The organism is Myxococcus sp. XM-1-1-1 (assembly GCF_020037095.1).
Lineage (GTDB): Bacteria > Myxococcota > Myxococcia > Myxococcales > Myxococcaceae > Myxococcus > Myxococcus fulvus.
Genome location: NZ_JAIQDH010000006.1, coordinates 89,271 through 108,293, shown reverse-complemented (window position 1 = coordinate 108,293; position 19,023 = coordinate 89,271). Strand labels below are relative to the sequence as shown.

At 71.4% G+C, this 19,023-nt stretch carries 14 protein-coding genes; 7 read left to right on the top strand and 7 right to left on the bottom strand.

What is annotated here, in order from left to right:
* Positions 1-16: 16 nt before the first annotated feature.
* The gene (locus K8640_RS14315) at positions 17-1,348 is read left to right on the top strand and encodes a serine/threonine-protein kinase (RefSeq protein ID WP_223747544.1); all 1,332 of its coding nucleotides are present in this window, start codon (positions 17-19) and stop codon (positions 1,346-1,348) included.
* Here the strand turns inward: K8640_RS14315 and K8640_RS14310 are convergent, their stop codons facing one another.
* On the bottom strand, positions 1,349-2,728 hold the full coding sequence (locus K8640_RS14310) for a sigma 54-interacting transcriptional regulator (RefSeq protein WP_223747543.1): 1,380 nt from the start codon (positions 2,726-2,728) through the stop codon (positions 1,349-1,351). It abuts the gene before it with no gap.
* A 34-nt stretch (positions 2,729-2,762) separates the two neighbouring features.
* Between K8640_RS14310 and K8640_RS14305 the strand changes: the two genes are divergently transcribed.
* Positions 2,763-4,154, top strand: a complete 1,392-nt coding sequence (locus K8640_RS14305; protein ID WP_223747542.1) for an MBL fold metallo-hydrolase RNA specificity domain-containing protein — start codon at positions 2,763-2,765, stop codon at positions 4,152-4,154.
* Positions 4,155-4,157: 3 nt separating this feature from the next.
* On the opposite strand, the gene K8640_RS14300 is transcribed toward K8640_RS14305, so the two are convergent.
* Positions 4,158-7,094, bottom strand: a complete 2,937-nt coding sequence (locus K8640_RS14300) for a hypothetical protein (RefSeq protein WP_223747541.1) — start codon at positions 7,092-7,094, stop codon at positions 4,158-4,160.
* Positions 7,095-7,109: 15 nt separating this feature from the next.
* Complete coding sequence (locus K8640_RS14295; RefSeq protein WP_223747540.1) at positions 7,110-9,488, bottom strand: FdhF/YdeP family oxidoreductase; 2,379 nt, start codon at positions 9,486-9,488, stop codon at positions 7,110-7,112.
* 233 nt (positions 9,489-9,721) lie between these two features.
* On the opposite strand from K8640_RS14295, the gene K8640_RS14290 reads away from it, so the two are divergent.
* The 5 genes from K8640_RS14290 (at position 9,722) to K8640_RS14270 (ending at position 15,791) form a co-directional block, all read left to right on the top strand.
* Positions 9,722-10,981, top strand: coding sequence for a BON domain-containing protein (locus tag K8640_RS14290; RefSeq protein WP_223747539.1), 1,260 nt, complete (start codon positions 9,722-9,724; stop codon positions 10,979-10,981).
* Positions 10,982-11,161: 180 nt separating this feature from the next.
* Entirely contained in the window at positions 11,162-12,817 is a 1,656-nt protein-coding gene (gene hutU, locus K8640_RS14285) for a urocanate hydratase (protein ID WP_223747538.1), read from the top strand.
* 14 nt (positions 12,818-12,831) lie between these two features.
* Complete coding sequence (locus K8640_RS14280; protein WP_223747537.1) at positions 12,832-13,572, top strand: hypothetical protein; 741 nt, start codon at positions 12,832-12,834, stop codon at positions 13,570-13,572.
* A gap of 4 nt (positions 13,573-13,576) precedes the next feature.
* Positions 13,577-14,842, top strand: coding sequence for an imidazolonepropionase (gene hutI / locus K8640_RS14275; RefSeq protein WP_223747536.1), 1,266 nt, complete (start codon positions 13,577-13,579; stop codon positions 14,840-14,842).
* An 88-nt stretch (positions 14,843-14,930) separates the two neighbouring features.
* Complete coding sequence (locus K8640_RS14270) at positions 14,931-15,791, top strand: class II glutamine amidotransferase (RefSeq protein ID WP_223747535.1); 861 nt, start codon at positions 14,931-14,933, stop codon at positions 15,789-15,791.
* A gap of 2 nt (positions 15,792-15,793) precedes the next feature.
* On the opposite strand, the gene tsaE is transcribed toward K8640_RS14270, so the two are convergent.
* The 4 genes from tsaE to K8640_RS14250 are packed head-to-tail and all read right to left on the bottom strand — an operon-like array spanning position 15,794 to position 18,957.
* Positions 15,794-16,273 carry a tRNA (adenosine(37)-N6)-threonylcarbamoyltransferase complex ATPase subunit type 1 TsaE gene (gene tsaE / locus K8640_RS14265; protein ID WP_223747534.1) on the bottom strand — a complete coding sequence of 160 codons (480 nt, stop codon included), beginning with the start codon at positions 16,271-16,273 and terminating at the stop codon, positions 15,794-15,796.
* Between the two features lie 31 nt (positions 16,274-16,304).
* Positions 16,305-17,840, bottom strand: coding sequence for an NAD(P)H-hydrate dehydratase (locus K8640_RS14260; RefSeq protein ID WP_223747533.1), 1,536 nt, complete (start codon positions 17,838-17,840; stop codon positions 16,305-16,307).
* A gap of 4 nt (positions 17,841-17,844) precedes the next feature.
* Positions 17,845-18,225: a holo-ACP synthase gene (acpS, locus tag K8640_RS14255; RefSeq protein WP_141324197.1), complete on the bottom strand. Its 381-nt coding sequence runs from the start codon at positions 18,223-18,225 to the stop codon at positions 17,845-17,847.
* Between the two features lie 6 nt (positions 18,226-18,231).
* On the bottom strand, positions 18,232-18,957 hold the full coding sequence (locus K8640_RS14250) for a pyridoxine 5'-phosphate synthase (protein ID WP_141324198.1): 726 nt from the start codon (positions 18,955-18,957) through the stop codon (positions 18,232-18,234).
* Between the last annotated feature and the right edge of the window lie 66 nt (positions 18,958-19,023).

Genomic DNA, 19,023 nt, shown 5'->3' with positions numbered 1-19,023 from the left:
GGGATGGAGGGCCGGAATGAGTGAGTGGGAAAAGCGCGAGGGCAACGCCCAGGTCGCCCTGTACGGCGACGAGCTGGAGCCCGGAGCCCTCGTCGGCGCGTGGATGGTGGAGCGGCGGGTCCACTCCGGCATCACCGCGTCGCTCTATCGCGCCATCCACCTGGACACCCGGACGCCCGCCGCCGTGAAGGTCGTGCGGGCCCACCTCAACCACGTCAGCGAGGTCCTCCTGCGCTTCAAGCAGGAGGCGGACACCCTCCTGGCGCTCGACCATCCCCACATCGTCCGCGTGCTGGAGTACGGGGAGCTGCGAGACGGAAGGCCCTGGCTCGCCATGGAGTGGCTGGAGGGGGAGAGCCTGGACCGGTGGCTCTCCCAGCGAGGCCCCTTCTCGCTCGCCGAGGCCCACACGGTGATGGAGGAGCTGGGGAGCGCGCTCGCGGCGGCACACGGGCAGGGCATCCTGCACCGCGACCTGAAGGCCCAGAACGTGATGTTCCTGCCGCGCCCCGAGGGCTTCACGGTGAAGCTGGTGGACTTCGGCATCGCCAAGGTGGCGCCCCTGTCCGGAGGCACGGCGCTGACCACCGCGGGCGCGGTGCTCGGAACTCCGGTGGCGATGGCGCCGGAGCAGATCCTCGGCCAACCCGTGGACGCGCGCACGGACCTGTACGCGCTGGGCGTGCTGCTCTACCAGCTGCTCGTGGGACGCCCCCCGTTCGACGGCGAGAGCGCGGTGGAGGTCGAGGAGCAACACCTGCACGCGCCTCCGCCCCGCTTGAGCGAACACGTCCGGGTGCCCGCGGCGTTGGAGGCGGTGGTCTCACGCTGTCTGGCCAAGAGGCCCGAGGAGCGTTGGCCGGACGTGACGAGCTTCCTCGCGGCGCTGCGCGCGGCGCTCATCGCATCCTCCGACTCCAACACCTGGGCCTCGGCGCTGTACCTGGACCTGCGCTTCGCGACCTCGGACGTGGACCCGACGGACGAAGCGCTCGACGCGAGGGACGCCGCGCTCGACGCGGGCCGTGAGCTGCTGGAGTCCGAGGGGTGGACCCTGGCGCTGGAGGGAGGCAATGCCCTGCTCGCGTGGCGCGCGCTGTCCGACGAGGCGCCGGCGCGGGCGCTGGAGCAACGGGGTTGTCGGCAGCTCGCCGAGCGGCTCCTCGCGCGTGTCCTGGAGCTCGCGGGGACGGAGCTCGAGACGCGCGTCTATCTGCACGCCGAGCCCGGAGCGCTCTCGACGGATGCGCGAGGCGCGCGGCAGCTCGCGGGGAGCCCCCTGGCCCGGCTCGAGGGTTGGACCACGGGTGGCGTGCCCGGCCAGGTGACCGAGCACGCGGCGCGCTAGCTACGTCCGCAGTCCGCGCTTGCGCAGCAGCCGGTAGAGGTACACGCGGTCCATCTCCGCCGCGGTGGCGGCCTGGGACACCTTGCCGTGGTGAAGCTGCATCAGCGCGTCCAGGTACTCGCGCTCGAAGATCTCGAGCGCCCTGCGACGTGCATCCGCGTAGGGCTGCTTCGGGTCCACCAGGCTCCCCATGACACCCTGGGCGCCCACGGTCTCGGTCTCGGGCGGCAGCGCGTCCTGGAACACGAGGCAGCGCTCCAGGTGGTTGCGCAGCTCGCGCACGTTGCCGGGCCACGCGGCGTGCTGGAGCTGGTTGATGAACTCGGGTGTGTTGAGCGCGGAGACCTGCTCGGGCGCGGCGCCGAAGCCCGCGAGGATGCGCTCGGCGATGGCGGGGATGTCCTCGGGGCGCTCGCGCAGCGAGGGGATGAGGATGCGCACCACCGCGAGGCGGAAGAAGAGGTCCGGCCGGAAGCGGCTCGCGTTCACCTCCGCGCGCAGGTCCCGGTGGGTCGCCGCGATGACCCGCACGTTGACGGGCTGATACGTGTTCGCGCCCAACCGGCGAATCTCGCGCTGCTCCAGCACGCGCAGGAGCTTGGGTTGCAGCTCCGCGGGCATTTCACCCACCTCGTCGAGGAAGATGGTGCCGCCGTCGGCCTCCTCGAAGGCGCCGATGCGCCGCTGGAGCGCGCCGGTGAAGGAGCCCTTCTCGTGCCCGAACAGCTCGCTCTCCAGCAGGTTGCCGGGGATGGCGCCGCAGTCGACCGTGAGGAAGGGACCGGCGGCACGCGAGCCCGCGCGGTGGATGGCCAGCGCGGCGCGGCTCTTGCCGGTGCCCGTCTCTCCCTCCAGGAGCACGGTGGCGTCACTGGCCGCGGCGCGCTCCATGAGCGCGAAGCTGGCGCGCGCGACGACGGAGGTGCCCACCAGCTCGCCGAAGGCGGTGCGCTCGGAGATCAGCAGCCGGTTGCTCTCCGCGCTGAAGTCGAAGCGAAGGCTGACGCGGCCCAGGCGCAGCACGCTGCCTCCGCGCAGGTAGGCCTCGCGCACGTGGACCCCGTCGAGCACCGTCCCGTTCAGGCTGTCGAGGTCCCGCACCCGGGCGCCATCACGCTCGATGCGCACCTCGCAGTGGAAGCGCGAGACGGTGGGCTCGTCGATGACGAAGTCGTTGAGCCCGTGCGAGCCGATGGAGAAGGTGTCCGCGTTGGAGTCTTTGTAGACGCCGGGCTGGGGGCCTTCCAGGACCGTGACCCGGAAGCGGCGGACCGCGCCCGTGAAGCCGGGGCGTCCGGTACCCGTGGGTCGGGTCTGCTGGGCGTCCTCGCCCTTGGAGGGTAAGCGGTCTGCCCCGGGGGGACGCTCGGAGGTACTCATGAGCATCCCACGCTAGCACGGTAGACTGGGGGTCATGGCCTCCCTCCATTTCCTCGGCGCCGCCGGAACCGTGACGGGTTCCAAGTTCCTCCTCGAGCATGACGGGCAGCAGGTGCTCGTGGACTGTGGGCTCTTCCAGGGACAGAAGGAGCTGCGACAGCGCAACTGGCAACCGCTCCCGCTCCCCGCGCGTGAGCTGGACGCCATCGTGCTCACGCACGCGCATATCGACCACACGGGTGGGCTGCCGCGCGTGATTCGCGAGGGCTATGACGGCCCCATCTACGCCACGCCCGGCACCCGGGATTTGACGGCCCTGCTGCTGCCGGACTCGGCGTACCTCCACGAGGAGGAGGCGCGCTACGCGAACAAGGAGGGCTACTCCAAGCACCACCCCGCCCTGCCCCTCTACACGGTCCCGGACGCCGAGCGCGCGGTGAGGATGATCGAGACCTTCGGCTACGAGCGGCCGAAGGAGATCCTCCCGGGCATCACCCTGACCTTCTATCGGGCGGGACACATCCTCGGCTCGGCCGTCTGTGTCTTCGACTTGAAGAGCACGCGCCAGCGCGTGGTCTTCAGTGGAGATCTGGGTCGCTATCAGGCGCCCATCTTGAGGGATCCGCAGAGCGTGGACTCGGCGACGACGCTGGTGGTCGAGAGCACGTATGGGGACCGGCAGCACCGCGAGCAGAAGCCGATGGAGGCGCTGCGAGACGCGGTGAAGGGCGCGTTCGACCGTGGGGGCGTGGTGGTGATTCCCGCGTTCGCGGTGGGGCGCACGCAGGAGCTGCTCTTCCACCTGCGCAACCTGGAGGAGGCGAAGCAGATCCCCGTGGTGGATGTGTTCGTGGACTCGCCGATGGCCTGTGACGCGACGCCCGTGTACCTGGCGCACCCCGAGGAGCACGACCTGGTGATGAAGTCGCTGGTGGAGCGTGGGGCGTCACCGTTGGCGACACAGAAGACACGGTTCGTCACGTCGGCGCAGGAGAGCAAGCGGCTGAACCTGCACGAGGGGCCGGCCATCATCATCTCCGCGTCCGGCATGGCGACGGGAGGCCGCGTGCTGCACCACCTGAAGCACCGGTTGCCGGACCCGCGCAACACGGTGTTGTTCGTGGGCTACCAGTCCGTGGGCTCGCGTGGGCGCAAGCTGCTGGATGGGGAGAAGGAATGCCGCATCCACGGGCAGGTGGTGCCGGTGGGCGCGGAGATCCGGACGGTGAGCGGGTTCTCCGCGCACGCGGACTGGACGGAGACGATGCGCTGGATGGAGGGGTTCGACTCGCCGCCGCGCCAGACGCTGCTGGTGCACGGCGAGCCGGACGCGCTGGAGGCCCTCCGGCGGCGGGTGCAGTCGAAGGGCTGGAAGGCGTACGTGCCGGGCTACCTGGAGAAGGTGGAGCTGGAGCTGGCGGTCTGACACTCAAGGCCTCGGCGTGCGGGCCCCCGAGTGGAAGGAGCACCGGACGACGAAGTCCGGTGCGTTCGGGGACTCGGGGGAGACGTGTTCGAGGAACGCGGTCCGCTCGTCTCCGGTCCAGAGGTTCACGAAGTCGCCCATCCACCACTGGGAGAGGGAGCGCGCGGCGCGGGCCACGGAGTCCCGGGACACGGTGGTGAGGGAGCGCTGGGCGTCCATCAGGTCACGCACCAGTCGGGCTGGGAGCATCCAGCACTCGGCGCGAGGGATGGGCGGGACGAGGAAGAGGCAGTAGGCCGAGTCGGTGCGTGACAGCAGGCCATCGACCATTTCACGGCCGAGCCGGAAGTGGGGCAGCCACTGGCCCTCTCCACGTTGCTCCAGCTTCACGACCTGGACGAGCACCGCGCGCTCCGTGTCCACGAAGCCGTCGACCTCGGCGTTCATCATGAACGCCACCTCGGTGCCCGAGGTGCGTGAGTCCGGGACCCGGTCCGACGAGCCTCGTCTGCCTCGGCCGCGCCGCGAGCGTGCGGAGGGGTCTTCGTCGGGGAGACGTGCTTCGGAAGCGGAGGTCTCCGTGGGCGCGACCAGCGGAGGCAGCGGCTCCGCCTGGGCCGTTTCGGCGGCGGCCGAGGGCTCAGCTGCGGAGGCGTCGACCTGTGAGCCGCCGTCAACCTCCGCATGGGCCGTTTCGGCGGCGGCCGAGGGCTCAGCTGCAGAGGCGTCGACCTGTGAGCCGCCGTCAACCACGCCATCAGCGGCCGGCGTGGCGATGACCATGGAGGAGGCGCTCTCGACGACGGCCTCCACCTCCCGCGGGCCCCGTGCATCGGCGGCAGGCACAGACTCCCCGACGGCCAGTCCGACAGAAGGCCCCTCGTTCACCTCCGCGAGCGACGTTTCGTCGGAAGCCTCGACCCGCGACAGCGCCTCCGCCTCCAACAGGCGCGAGACCTCGTCCTCCATCGACAGCGATTCGTCCCCACTCCGCGCGCTCTCATCCTCGGCCATCACGGACTCGACCACGGGAGCCCAGGAGGTCGACATGTCCAACACGCCCACCGGCCCCACCTCGGTGGCCACGGGCGCGGCTGGCGCCCTCCCCCGTCCTCGCCTCGAGGGCTTCGGCGCCTCGACCACCCGCTCCGCGACACGTCGCACCGTCAGCTCGAAATCGAGCGGCGGCGGCTGGCCCTGGGCCAGCAACGAGAACAGGTCCGCCTTCACGCGGCCCAGCTCGCCACTCAGCGCCTCGAGCAGCGAGTCCACCAGCTCCACCGTGTCCTCACGGAACCGCTCCGGATAGCGCGCCGAGAAGTCCGCTTCCACGCGAGACACCGCGCCGAACAGCAGCTCCTCCAGGTCACGGTCCCTGAGCCACGTCCGGCCACTCAGCGGCACCGCACGCGTCACGTGCAGATGCCTCAACGCATCCGTGAGCGACGCCGGAGCCACCGCGCCCGTGGGCGGCGGAGCCTTCGCGCCATCCTTCGCCGTGGCCCCCTGGAACCAGCGCTGCAACGTCCGGACGCGCAGCCGAACCCGGGACGACGGATGGTCCTTGAGCCGCCGCACCTGTCGCCGGTCCGTCTCCGTCCGCGTCAGCGACAGCACCACGAGCTCCGCCTCGGACGACGCCGCGTCCGGCGCACACCACAGGAAGAACTCGATGGCCGCCTTCCGAGGCATGGGCTTGCGAGCAATCCGCTCCGCCACCTCGTCCCGCCACGCCGCCAGCTCGTCCAACCCGGGCCGATTCTCCGACCCCAGCTTGGGCCACAAGTCCGCGCACTCCTCCGCCAGCCAGCACAGGTGCGCGAAGCCCGTCGCCATCGGCTCCAGCTTCGCCCGCATCCGCTTGCGCCGCTCGAACGCGTCCGACAAGCCCTTGCGCACCGACGCGCGGAACAGCCGCTCCTCCAGCCACACCTGCGTCAGCACCAGCCCCGGCTCACCCTTGCGCAGGTTCGCCTGACAGTGGTCCAGCACGAAGCGCACGGGCCCCAGGTCCGTCAGCGTGTCGAAGTCACTGCCCACCAACGCGCCCAACGCCCCGCGCAGCCCATCCACCGGCGGCGCATCGAAGCGCGCCAGCAGCTCGCACAGGTTCTCCACCACCGCGGGCGCCCCACCCACCTCCAGCGTGCGCGCCAGCAACACCCCCGCGCGGGCACACCACTCCGGCTCCTTGCGCCCGTTCGGGTAGCACGCCAGGAACCCGCGCATCGCCCCGCGTCCATCCGGAGACGTCGCCAGCGCGAACAGCCGCTCGGCCAGCACCTCCGAGGCCTCCTGCCACGGAATCCGCGAGGCCCGCGTTCGGATGTAGTCCGCCAGCTTGTCGCGCCCGGCCTCCGCCGTCGCCGGCAGCAGCAGGCGCAGCTGCTCCAGCATCCCGATGGCCTTGTTCCCCGAAGCCATCACCCGCTTGAGGTCCACCTCCACCGAGTCGAGGAAGCGAAGTGCATGCCCGTCATACGTACACGGCACGTTCCCCACCAGCGACAGCAGCGAGTCCGGGTGACGCTTCAGGTACCGCGTGAGCACCGTCGACAGCGCGGCCTCGCTCTCACGAAGCACCCGCGCCGCGACCTCCGGCTCACCCGTGCCCCGCAGGATCTCCAGCATCGCGCCCTGCCGCGACAACAACCGCTCCAGCAAGCCCGCCGGCGGCGCCGCATAGGGCCACAGAAGCTCACTGCACGAGCCCACCAGGAACAACAGCTCGCCGAGCCCGCGCTCTCCCCGGGCCAGCCGCTCCCAGGCGGCGAGCTGCGCCAGCGTCCGCTCCTCCAGCGACGCCCCGCGCACCCAATCGGCGAAGGACGTGCTCCAGCGCGCGGACGCCTCCACCGCCTCCGTGGCGGGAGTGCTCGCGACTTCCTCGTAGAGCGGCCGGAGCGACTCCGGCCACGCGGCTTCACCGGGCGGGTGCATGCGCGCTCACGGACCTCATGAAGTCGAACCCTCGACGAGGGAAGGCGCCTCGACCGACGGCGCCACGGTGATGACCACGGACTTCGAGGCCGGCGTGCGGCTCTTCTCCGCGAAGCTGTCCACCGGCACCAGCACGTTCGTCTCCGGGAAGTAAGTCGCCGCGCACCGCCGGGGGATGTTGTACGGCACCACCACGAATCGCCTCGCCACCCGCGTCTCGCCCCGGAAGTGGCTCGTCAGGTCCACCACCTGGCCCTCGGTGAGCCCGCGCTCCTGGATGTCCTTGGGATGCATCAACACCACGCGCCGCCCACCCTTGATGCCACGGTAGCGGTCATCCAATCCATACACCGTGGTGTTGAACTGGTCATGCGTGCGCAGCGTCATCATCATCAACTGCCCGGGCTCCAACTCCTCGCCCGGCATGGTGTGCACCGTGAAGTGCGCCTTCCCACTCGCCGTGGTGAAGCGCCCTTCCCGAGGCCCGTTCGGCAGGTAGAACCCGCCCGGCTCCTGGACGCGCCGATTGAAGTCGGCGAACCCCGGGATGACCCGGGCAATCAAGTCCCGCACCCGGGAGTAGTCCTCCACCCATGACATCCACGGCACCTTCGAGCGCGAGCCCAACACCGCCGTCGCCAGCCGCGCGACGATCACCGGCTCGCTGAGCAGGTGCTCGGACGCCGGGGCCACCGCGCCGCGCGTGGCGTGCACCACGCCCATCGAGTTCTCCACCGTCACGAACTGAGGCCCCCCCGCCTGCACATCGCGCTCCGTCCTTCCCAGGCACGGGAGGATGAGGGCGCGCCGTCCGTGGACCAGGTGCGCGCGGTTGAGCTTGGTGGACACATGCACCGTGAGCCGGGTGCGCCGCAGCGCCCGCGCGGTGAACTCCGTGTCCGGCGTGGCCGACAGGAAGTTGCCCCCGAGCGCGAAGAACACCCGCACCTGTCCCTCGTGCATGCCGTGGAGCGTGTCCACCACGTCCTTGCCATGGTGCCGGGGAGGCTCGAAGTCGAGCTCCCGCGCGAGCGCGTCCAGGAACTCGGGCTTCGGCCGCTCCCAGATGCCCATGGTGCGGTCGCCCTGCACGTTGCTGTGCCCGCGCACCGGACACAGGCCCGCGCCCGGCTTGCCGATGCTGCCGCGCAGGAGCGCCAGGTTGACGATCTCCTGGATGTTGGCCACCGCGTTGCGGTGCTGCGTCAGGCCCATGGCCCAGCAGAAGATGATGCGCTCGGAGCGGGCCAGCAGCTCCGCAGCCGCCTGAATCTGCGGTCGCGGCACCCCGCTGCGCGCCACCACGTCGTCCCAGCTCACCGCGCTCACGTTGCGCGCGTACGCGTCGAACCCGAGCGTCTTGTCCTCGATGAACCCGCGCGCCACCACCGTGCCGGGCCGCTCGGCCTCCATCTCCAGCAGCGCCTTGCCCAACCCCTGCAGCAGCGCCACGTCCCCGTTGATGCGCACCTGGAGGAACTGGCTGTTGAGCGCCGTTCCCGGGCCCAACAACTGGAACACCTCCTGCGGATGCCGGAAGCGATTGAGCCCCGCCTCGGGCAGCGGGTTGATGCTGACGATTTCGCAGCCCCGGCGCGCCGCGGCCTGGAGCGTGGAGAGCATGCGCGGATGGTTGGTGCCTGGGTTCTGGCCGATGACGAAGACGGCCTGCGCCTGCTCGAAGTCCTCCAGCGTGACGGTGCCCTTGCCGATGCCAATCGTCTCGCCGAGCCCCGTGCCGCTGGACTCGTGACACATGTTCGAGCAGTCCGGCAGGTTGTTCGTTCCGAACTGCCGCACGAACAGTTGGTACAGGAACGCCGCTTCGTTGCTCGTGCGCCCGGAGGTGTAGAAGCACGCTGCGTCGGGCGACTCCAGCGCGTTGAGCTCCTCGGCCACGAGCGCGAAGGCCTCGTCCCAGGAGATGGGCGTGTAGTGCGTGGCGTCCTCGCGCAGCACCATCGGGTGCGTCAGTCGCCCCTGCTTGCCCAGCCAGTGGTCCGACTGCGCGCACAGCTCCGCGACGCTCCACTGCCGGAAGAAGTCGGGCGTCACGCGCTCCTTCGTGCCCTCCTCCGCCACCGCCTTCGCGCCGTTCTCGCAGAACTCCGCCACCGAGCGATGCCCTGGGTCCGGCCACGCGCAGCCCGGACAGTCGAAACCGTCCTTCTGATTTACCTTGTGCAGGAGGAACGTGCCGCGCACCGGGCCCATCTCGCCCCACGCGTGCTTCATCGAGGAGACGATGGCGGGCACGCCACCCGCCACGGTGGGAGGGAGACTGACCAGGGGAGGCCTCGGCTCGTCGGGCGGTTGGACCGGTGGCAGGGGCCGGGCCAGCGCCGCGCCCTGCCCACTCCGGGTGTCCTCGTCGTCCCGCTGTGTCTCGGCCATGCCCGCCCTCTCCTGGTGCCCTCCGGACGACCGTCCGCTCGTGGCGCGCGCGACTCTACCGCTCCCGGGCCTCGCGGTAACGCCTGCTCGAAGCCCGTCGGGCCCCCGCTCCCCGCCCGGCCCACGCCCGGACGACCGACGAGGCGAGGCGGCGTTGCCGGGAACGCTCGCGGTCAAAACCCTCTGGAGGACAGGACCCCACGCGCGAGCCGGAATCCAAGGAGGCGGATGACATGAGTGGAAGGCGCCATGATGACCCCGACCGACGGGGCAAAGAGCGACACGGCCGCGGAGAGCACGAAGGCAGACGCCACCCGCGCAGCGAACACGAGGGCCCGCCTGCCTGGCGCGCCGGGGACCCGGGCCACCACCGGGGCCCGCCCCGTCACGAGCACCCTGAGCACCATGCTCGTCCGGGCCGCGACTCCCACCGCTCTGACTGGGACGCCCGGCGCGACTTCGAGCACCCCTCCCGGGACCTCGACCGCGACCGGGACTACCGCACGCTCCGAGGCGACCGGGACTCGCTCGACTATGAAATCGACCGGGACTTCGGCGACGCGGCCAGGGCGCTGGACCGGGCCCACGAGTATGGCCGGGACTTCGACCGCGACCGAGAGATGGACCGCCGCGCCCGGCACTTCGACCCGGAGCGGATTGCCCGACGACCGGGCTACAGCCCGAGCGGCACCTTCCGCGCGCTCGACGAGGATGCGCCACGACGCCACGGCCCGCCCGACGACCGGGGCGGCGCGCACCGGGCCTCCTGGAGAGACGCGCCCTCGGACTCGCTCCGTCGCGGGGACGTGAGCCCGAGCCACTCGCGCCACGGCCCGCCCGACGACAGGGGCGGCGCGCACCGGGGCCGCTGGAGGGATGCGCCTTCGGACTCGCTCCGTCGCGGGGACGTGGGGCCGGGCCACTCGCGCCAGGGGCGACGCGGCGCGGATACCTGGGATGAACCCGAGGCGTGGATGGACGAACTCCGGGAGCTGCGCCCTCGCGAGCGGCCCGCCGAGGCGGATGTGCGGCTGGGCGGCACCCAGCCCTCGGGACACGGACCGGGCGTGGAGAACATGGCGCCGCCCCGGGTGGGGTTCTCCACCAGCGCGACGCGCGCGGATGACCACGACCTGGGCCATGGTGGCTACGCCGGAGGCCCCATCCGCCCCCGCGCGCCCCAGGGACGCGGGCCCCGCGGCTACCAGCGAGGCGATGACCGCATCCGCGCCGACATCTGCGACCGGCTGATGCAGGAGTGGATGGACGCCTCGGACGTGGGGGTGCAGGTGCAGGACGGCGTGGTGACGCTCGCCGGGAGCGTGCGCAGCCGCGACGAGAAGCGCGCCATCGAGGACGTCACCGAGTCGGTGCTCGGCGTGAAGGAGGTCCTCAACCACCTGCGCCTCCACCGGAGCGAGGGCGTGGCGCGGCCTCCCACCTCCCAGGCGCCGCTCCAGGTGCCGGACGACGACGGCTCGCTGCACTCCTGAAGCGGGCTTCGGCCCCGCGCGTCATGGACGGAGCGTGCCCGTCCCCACCTCGGGGACGGGGCGCGCCCCAAGCCTCCAGCGGACACTGCGCGCGAAGGCCCTCACGGTGCTACCCCCGCGCTCCACGGGTTCGGGTAGTGTGCCGGGCCTTTCCGTCAGCCATTCCTCAGGAGTCCGTTCATGTCCCGCGTCATCCGCGCCCCCCGTGGTTCCACCCTCTCGTGCAAGGGTTGGGTCCAGGAGGCCGCGCTCCGGATGTTGATGAACAACCTCGACCCGGAGGTCGCCGAGAATCCCGCGGACCTCGTCGTCTACGGCGGCACCGGCAAGGCCGCTCGCGACTGGCCCTCCTTCGACCGCATCGTCTCCAGCCTCCAGGGCCTCGCCGACGACGAGACGCTGCTCGTCCAGTCCGGCAAGCCCGTGGGCGTCTTCCGCACGCACCCCGACGCGCCGCGCGTGCTCATCGCCAACTCCAACCTCGTGGGCCGCTGGGCCAACTGGGAGCACTTCCACGAGCTGGAGAAGAAGGGCCTGATGATGTACGGCCAGATGACGGCCGGCTCGTGGATCTACATCGGCACCCAGGGCATCCTCCAGGGCACCTACGAGACGTTCGCCGCCGCCGGCCGCTTCCACTTCGGCACCGACGACCTCTCCGGCCGCCTCATCCTCTCCGGCGGCCTGGGCGGCATGGGCGGCGCGCAGCCGCTCGCGGCCACCATGAACAACGCCGTGTTCCTGGGCGTGGAGATCGACCCGTGGCGCGCCCAGCGCCGCGTGGAGACGCGCTACCTGGACGTCGTCGCCAAGGACCTCGACGAGGCGCTGGCGATGGTGAAGGAGGCTCAAGCCAAGCGCGTGGGCCGCTCCATCGGCGTCATCGGCAACGCGGCCTCGGTGTTCCGCGAGCTGTACCGCCGCGGAATCAAACCGGACCTCGTCACGGACCAGACCAGCGCGCATGACCCGCTCAACGGCTACATCCCCACGGACCTGTCGCTGGAGGCCGCGGCCGAGCTGCGCAAGAGAGACCCGGAGGGCTACGTGCGCCGCGCGCGCGAGTCCATGATTGAACACGTGGAGGCGATGAACGACTTCCAGGCCGCCGGCTGCCACGTGTTCGACTACGGCAACAACCTGCGCGGCCAGGCGCAGCTGGGCGGCATGGAGAACGCGTTCGAGTTCCCCGGCTTCGTGCCCGCGTACATCCGCCCGCTGTTCTGCGAGGGCATGGGCCCGTTCCGCTGGGTGGCGCTGTCCGGAGACCCCGAGGACATCCGCGTCACGGACCGCGTGGTGCGCGAGCTGTTCCCGCAGAAGGCCTCGCTGCAGCGCTGGCTGAACATGGCGGAGGAGCGCGTGGCGTTCCAGGGCCTGCCCGCGCGCATCTGCTGGCTGGGCTACGGCGAGCGCGCCAAGGCGGGCCTCGCGTTCAACGAGCTGGTGCGCACGGGCAAGGTGAAGGCGCCCATCGTCATCGGACGAGATCACCTGGACTGCGGCTCGGTGGCGTCGCCCAACCGCGAGACGGAGGCGATGAAGGACGGCACGGACGCGGTGGCGGACTGGCCCATCCTCAACGCGCTGGTGAACGCGGTGAATGGCGCGTCGTGGGTGTCCTTCCACCACGGCGGCGGCGTGGGCATGGGCTACTCGCTGCACGCCGGTCAGGTCATCGTCGCGGACGGGACCGCCGAGGCCGCGCGCCGCATCGAGCGCGTGCTCACCAGCGACCCCGGCATGGGCGTGCTGCGCCACGCGGACGCGGGCTACCCCGAGGCCATCGAGGTGGCCAAGGAGCGGGGCGTGAAGATTCCGGGCATCACCGTGTAGCCTTGTGCCTCGCCATGGCCCACCCCGCGCGCCCGAGCCTGACGCTGTTGCTCGCCCTTGCTCTCGGAGCGCTCGCGGGGTGTGCGCCCTCCGCCGTTGGCCCCATGGTGATGCGCCTGGGGCCCGGCTCGGCCCAGCAGCGGATGCTCCAGGCGGGCATCCGCACCGGCCCCCGGCTCAGCGCGCCCATCGCGGGGACGGTGCCCTCCGTCGGCACCGATGACCGCTTCCGCGGCGACGACGCGAGCTTCTCCACCCAGCAGTGGGGGCTCGCCTTCGACGCCGCGATGACGTGGCCGCTCACCGAGCGGCTGCACCTGCACACGGGCCTGCAGGGCGAGATGTTCCTGCCGCTGCCCGTGCCCGGCTACGGCGTCTACGCGGGCATGTCCTATTACATCGGCTCCGAGCAGCTGGGACTCGCGCCCTCGCTCGCGGTGCGCGGGGCGTCCGACTTCGGCATCTCCTCGAGCAAGGGCGGACCGGGCAGCATGGCGGGCGCGGAGGCGACGTGTGCCCTGAGCTTCTCGCCGGAGCCCGGGGTGTCGGTGGGCCTGGTCCCCTTCGTCGCCGTGCACACGCTGTCGTCGCATGGCGTGAGCAACGGCTCGCTGTACTACGGCGGTGTCGTCGCCGCGCGCTTCACGTGGGGATGGCTGGACACCCTGGAGCTGTCGGGGGGCTTCGGTCGCGCGCGGGTCGGAGACAGCACCAGTTGGAACGTTCCCATCGTGGGTGTGCGTGGAGGTCGTTGACGTCATGGATGCGCTGGACTTGCTGGTCCGAAACACGTCCGAGGTCCTCACCCTGGAGGGCACGCACCGCGAGCCCGCCGAGGCCGCCCTCACCTCGCGTCCCCACGCCTGCGTGGGCATCCGCGCCGGTCGCATCGCGTACGTGGGCGCGGAGGCCACGCTGCCGCCGGGCAGCGTGGGAACGGGCACGGAGGTGCTCGACGCGAAGGGCGGCTTCGTGGGCCCCGCCTTCGTGGACCCGCACACACACCTGGTCTTCGCCGGCGAGCGCTCCGCGGAGTTCGACCTGCGCAACCAGGGCGCCACGTACCTTGAAATCGCCAAGGCCGGCGGCGGCATCGTCAGCACCGTGCGCGCCACGCGCGCGGCCAGCGAGGAGGAGCTGGTGCGGCTGGCGCTGCCCCGCGTGCAGCGGCTGCTCGCGCAGGGCGTGACGGTGGCGGAGGTGAAGAGCGGCTACGGGCTCGACGTGGAGACCGAGCTGAAGATGCTGCGCGTGGTGCGCAGGCTCAACACGATGACGCCCGTGGAGCTGGTGCCCACGCTGCTGTGCGCGCACGCCATCCCCGCGGAGTACCGCGAGCGCCGCGAGGACTACGTCCGCCTCTGCATCGACGAAATCCTGCCCGCCGTCGCCCAAGAGAGCCTGGCGCGCTTCTGCGACGTCTTCGTCGAGGACAGCGCCTTCACCGTCGACGAGGCCCGCCGCATCCTCACCGCCGGCCGCGAGCTGGGGATGCAGCCGCGCCTCCACGCCGACCAGCTCACCGCCTTCGGCGCCTCCGAGCTCGCCGCCGAGCTGGGCGCCGCCACCGCCGACCACCTGGAGCAGGTCACCGACGCCGGCCTGCGCGCGCTCGCCGCCGCCAACGTCACCGCGGTGCTCGTGCCCACCTCCACCCTCTTCCTGCGCATGCGCCCCTACGCGCCGGGACGTCGCATCCGCGACGCGGGCCTCAATGTCGCTTTGGGCACCAACGTCAACCCGGGCTCCGCCATGAGCGAAAACACGGCGTTGGCGCTGGGGCTCGCGTGTCTGGAGAACGGCCTCAGTGCCGCGGAGGCGTACTGGGCCGCGACCCGTGGCGCCGCGTTGTCATTGGGACTGCAACGACAAGGGCGGTTGGCCGTGGGTGATGCAGGCGACCTGGTGTTGTTCAGTTGTGCGTCTTTCCGCCATCTGCCCTACCATTTAGGAATAGGGCACGCGCGCACGGTGGTGAAAGCCGGGCGTGTGGTCGTCCAGCAGGAGCTGAATTCCTGCGGGTGAAGCGACGTCGACTGGTGACACGTGCGTCGCACGGGAGTGCAGGAGAACTTCCCGTCGGGGCCGGCCGTTATAAGTACCAACTGCAGCCATGTGCCGACTTTTTGGATTCAGATCGTCAGTCCCTTCCGCGGTCCACCCCTCGCTGGTGACGCAGAAGAACTCGCTCCTCATCCAGTCACGCGAGCACAAGGATGGATGGGGAATCGCCGCCTACGGCGCCGAAGCGGCGCCTGTCGTGGCCCACGGTGTGGGGCCCGCGCACAGTGACCCCGACTTCGAGCGCGTCAGCAGCCGTGTGTCCTCACACACGGTGGTGGCGCACATCCGTCTGGCGTCGGTGGGCGCGGTGGAGCTGCGCAACTCCCACCCCTTCCACCACGGCCGCTGGACGTTCGTCCACAATGGGACGTTGAGGGAATTCGCCCGGCACCGCGCCGCGGTGGAGGAGCTCATCTGTCCGACACTGCGCGTGGGCATCCGGGGCACCACGGACAGCGAGCGGTGCTTCTACCTCTTCCTCACCCGCCTGGCGGCCAGGCATCCCATCGTCGGCTCGGTCCCCGTCGAGGACGTCGCGCGGGCGCTCGCGGAGACGATGGGGCTGGTGGCGGCCATCACGGATGACTCGCAGGCGCAGCAGCGCTCCGCGATGAACTTCCTCGTCACCAACGGCGAGGTGATGGTGGCCTCGCGGCGCAACCGGACGCTCTTCGTCTCCGTGGGCGGCGCGCGGTGCGAGCTGGGCGGCCTGCCCGTCGCGGGCACGCGGCTTGAGCAGCTCATCGTCTCCAGCGAGGCGCTGTGCGGCGGGCCGCACTGGGCGCCCGTCCAGGAGGAGGACGTCATCGGCGTGGACGCCGGGCTCGTCTTCCACCGCTGGCGGGTGCCGGAGCTCGCGGGCGACGTCGTCCCGCCGCCCACGCCCGGCCCCAGCCAGCACGCCGCCTGACGTCAGGGCAGCCAGGACGTCAGCAGCGTCGAGGCCCGGGCCCCGAAGGCCTGGGCCTCCAGGGTGCGCGAGTCCTCGCCCGCGTGGGCCAGCGTGACTCGCAGGTGCTCGCGAGGCGCGGCCTCCGGCACCCGGTCCAACCACTCCACCAGCACCGCGCCCTCGCCGCCCACCAGGTCCATGAAGCCGGTGGCGTAGAGGTCGTCGTAGCCCGTCAGGCGGTACAGGTCCGCGTGGTACAGCGGGATGCGGCCGGAGTACGGGTACACAATCGCGAAGGTGGGGCTGGCCACCTCGGAGCGAGGCACGCGCGCGCCCTCGGCCACGCCGCGCACCAGGTGCGTCTTGCCCGCGCCCAAATCGCCAATCAGGCCCACGAAGTCCCCCGGCTCGAGCAGCTCGCCCAGCCGGACTCCGAGCCGATGGGTCTCCTCGGGCGAGGCCAGCGTCACGCGCCGCTCCACCGTGTTGGACTCCCTCATCGCCGCACCTCGCTCGACAGCACCGTGTCGCTCATCGCTCCCACCGCAGCCACACCTCGCAGAGCCCCTGCTCGATGAGGTCCCCCGCCACCAGTCCCAACTGCCCGCGTCGCGCCGCCGCCAGGTCTCCGGCGAGGCCATGCGTGTAGACCGCCGTCCAGATGGCGTCGGGCAGCGGGAAGGCCTGCGCCAGGAGCGCGCCGCACACGCCGGACAACACATCCCCGGAGCCACCCGTGGCCATGCCCGGGTTGCCCGTGGTGTTGATGAACACCCGGCCATCCGCGTGCGCGGTGAGCGTGCGGTCCCCCTTGAGCACCACCGTCGCGTTGAGCCCGGCCGCCAGTCGACCCACGAGGTCCAACCGGTGTGACTGGACCTCCTTGGTGGACCTGCCCGTCAGGCGCGCCATCTCGCCCGGGTGGGGCGTGAGCACGACGGGCCCCTTGGCGCGGCGGAGCACGGAGAGGTCCTCCGCCACCGCGTTGAGCGCGTCCGCGTCCAGCACCGCGGGCAGCTCCACGCGCGAGAGCAGCTCGCCGATGAGCCGGCCCGTCTCGGGGCCCCGGGGGATGCCCGGACCCATCACGAGCGCGTCCTTGCCCTCGGCCGCCGCGAGCAGCGCGTCCAGATCCCCCAGCCCCAGCGGGCCCGAGCCGTCCAGGGGGATGCCCATGATTTCGGCGGAGTGCGACTGCACGGACTCCAGCGCGTCGCTTCGCGTGGCCACCGTGACCAGCCCCGCGCCGGAGCGCAGCGCCGCCTTCGCGACCAGCGCCGCGGCGCCCGTCTTCCCCCGGCTGCCGGCGACCACCAGCACGTGCCCGTAGGTGCCCTTGTGCGTGTCCGCCTTGCGCGCGGGCAGCGTGCGGCGCGCGTCGGCCTCCTCCACCACGAACAGCTCGGCGCCGGTGATGTCGCGCGACGCCGCGCCCCCCATGCCGATGTCCACGCGGTGCACGCGGCCACACAGCGAGGCCCCGGGCTCCAGGACCTGGCCCGGCTTGAGGAAGCCGAAGGCCACCGTCGCGTCCGCCTCCACGCAGGGAGAGAAGGGCTCGCCCGTGTCGCTCCGCAGCCCGGAGGGCACGTCCGCGGCCACCACCTTCGCGCCCGCGCGTCGCCACCGGTGGAGGGCGGAGATGGCCTCCGCGAACGCGCCCGCCGGCGCCCGGCTCAGCCCCGTGCCGAACAGCGCGTCCACCACCACGTCGCCCGTGGAGGGAGGCTCCACCGACTCCAGCGCGAGCGCCGAACCACCGAAGCCCCGCAGCGCCTCCAGGTTGCGCTTCGCCTCGGGCGTCAGCTTCGCGGTGTCGCCCACGAGCGTCACCGAGACGCGCGCGCCGCCCTCGAGGAGGAAGCGCGCCGCGACCAGCCCGTCGCCGCCGTTGTTGCCCGGTCCACACACCACCACGAAGCGGCCATCAGGCCCCGCGAGCTTGCGCGCCACCTCCGCCAGCCCCCGCCCCGCGTTCTCCATCAGCAGCGCGGAGGGCATGCCGTGGCGCTGCTCGGCGGCCTCTTCGGCCTGACGCATCTGGGCGGCGGTGAGGACGCGCAGCATGGCTTCACTCCCCTTTCGACTGCAGCACCACCGTGGCGGCGGCCACGTCGGCGTCGTGGGTCAACGCGAGGAAGGCCTCCAGCCCCCGGGCCTCCATCACCTCGAGCGCCACGCCGGACAAGCCGAAGTACGGCGCGCCGCCCTCGCGACGCACCTCCATGTCCTTCCAGCGGATGCCCGGCGGCGCGCCCAGGGCCTTCACCAGCGCCTCCTTGGCCGCGAAGCGCGCGGCGTAGGCGCTGGCCGCGTCGTGACGCTGGCCACACAGGGCGCGCTCGTGTTCGGTGTAGACGCGGTTCAGGAACGGCTCCGCGCGAGGCCCGTCCAGGATGCGCTGGATGCGGGAGATGGAGCAGATGTCCAGACCCAGGCCCCGGATTCCCATGGCGCGCTATCCCGGGTTGCGCATCAGGTCGAGCATCTCCCGGACCGCCCGGTCGAAGCCCACCAGCACCGCGCGCGCGACGATGGCGTGGCCGATGTTCAGCTCGTCGATCTCCGCGATGCGGGCGATGGGCTGCACGTTGTCGTAGTTGAGCCCGTGGCCCGCGGCCACGCCCAGGCCCAGCTTGGTGCCCGCCTTCGCCGCATCGACGATGCGCGCCAGCTCCCGCGCGCGCTCCTTCTCGTTGCGCGCCTCGCAGTAGCGGCCCGTGTGCAATTCAATCCGGTCCGCGTTCACCTTGTGCGACGCGCGCACCTGGTCCAGGTCCGGGTCGATGAACAGCGAGACGGTGATTTCGCCGTCCTTGAGGTTCTTGATGATCTTCGCGACGTGCTCGCGCTGGCCGGCGACCTCGAGCCCACCCTCGGTGGTGAGCTCCTCGCGGCGCTCGGGCACCAGCGTCACCACGTCCGGCTTGTGCTCGTAGGCGATCTTCACCATCTCCGGGGTGGCCGCCATCTCCAGATTGAGCAGCGTCTGCGTCGTCTCACGCAGGATGCGCAGGTCGCGGTCCTGGATGTGGCGGCGGTCCTCGCGCAGGTGGATGGTGATCTGCTGCGCGCCGGCCAGCTCCGCCAGCGCGGCCGCCGTCACCGGATCCGGATACGTGGTGCGCCGCGCCTGCCGCAGCGTCGCCACATGGTCCACGTTGACACCCAGTCGCTGTCCCATCGACCGCACCTCGCTTGACGCGCGGTGCCGGGATTGTCGGGGGCCCCGGCACGCGCTGGCCCCTCT

Bases quoted from the DNA above. Each gene is read 5' to 3' on its own strand.
- hutI (WP_223747536.1), top strand. From the start codon at position 13,577: ATGGATGCGCTGGACTTGCTGGTCCGAAACACGTCCGAGGTCCTCACC.
- K8640_RS14315 (WP_223747544.1), top strand. From the start codon at position 17: ATGAGTGAGTGGGAAAAGCGCGAGGGCAACGCCCAGGTCGCCCTGTAC.
- K8640_RS14305 (WP_223747542.1), top strand. From the start codon at position 2,763: ATGGCCTCCCTCCATTTCCTCGGCGCCGCCGGAACCGTGACGGGTTCC.
- tsaE (WP_223747534.1), bottom strand. From the start codon at position 16,273: ATGAGGGAGTCCAACACGGTGGAGCGGCGCGTGACGCTGGCCTCGCCC.
- hutU (WP_223747538.1), top strand. From the start codon at position 11,162: ATGTCCCGCGTCATCCGCGCCCCCCGTGGTTCCACCCTCTCGTGCAAG.
- K8640_RS14270 (WP_223747535.1), top strand. From the start codon at position 14,931: ATGTGCCGACTTTTTGGATTCAGATCGTCAGTCCCTTCCGCGGTCCAC.
- acpS (WP_141324197.1), bottom strand. From the start codon at position 18,225: ATGGGAATCCGGGGCCTGGGTCTGGACATCTGCTCCATCTCCCGCATC.
- K8640_RS14280 (WP_223747537.1), top strand. From the start codon at position 12,832: ATGGCCCACCCCGCGCGCCCGAGCCTGACGCTGTTGCTCGCCCTTGCT.
- K8640_RS14295 (WP_223747540.1), bottom strand. From the start codon at position 9,488: ATGGCCGAGACACAGCGGGACGACGAGGACACCCGGAGTGGGCAGGGC.
- K8640_RS14310 (WP_223747543.1), bottom strand. From the start codon at position 2,728: ATGAGTACCTCCGAGCGTCCCCCCGGGGCAGACCGCTTACCCTCCAAG.
- K8640_RS14250 (WP_141324198.1), bottom strand. From the start codon at position 18,957: ATGGGACAGCGACTGGGTGTCAACGTGGACCATGTGGCGACGCTGCGG.
- K8640_RS14260 (WP_223747533.1), bottom strand. From the start codon at position 17,840: ATGCTGCGCGTCCTCACCGCCGCCCAGATGCGTCAGGCCGAAGAGGCC.
- K8640_RS14290 (WP_223747539.1), top strand. From the start codon at position 9,722: ATGAGTGGAAGGCGCCATGATGACCCCGACCGACGGGGCAAAGAGCGA.
- K8640_RS14300 (WP_223747541.1), bottom strand. From the start codon at position 7,094: ATGCACCCGCCCGGTGAAGCCGCGTGGCCGGAGTCGCTCCGGCCGCTC.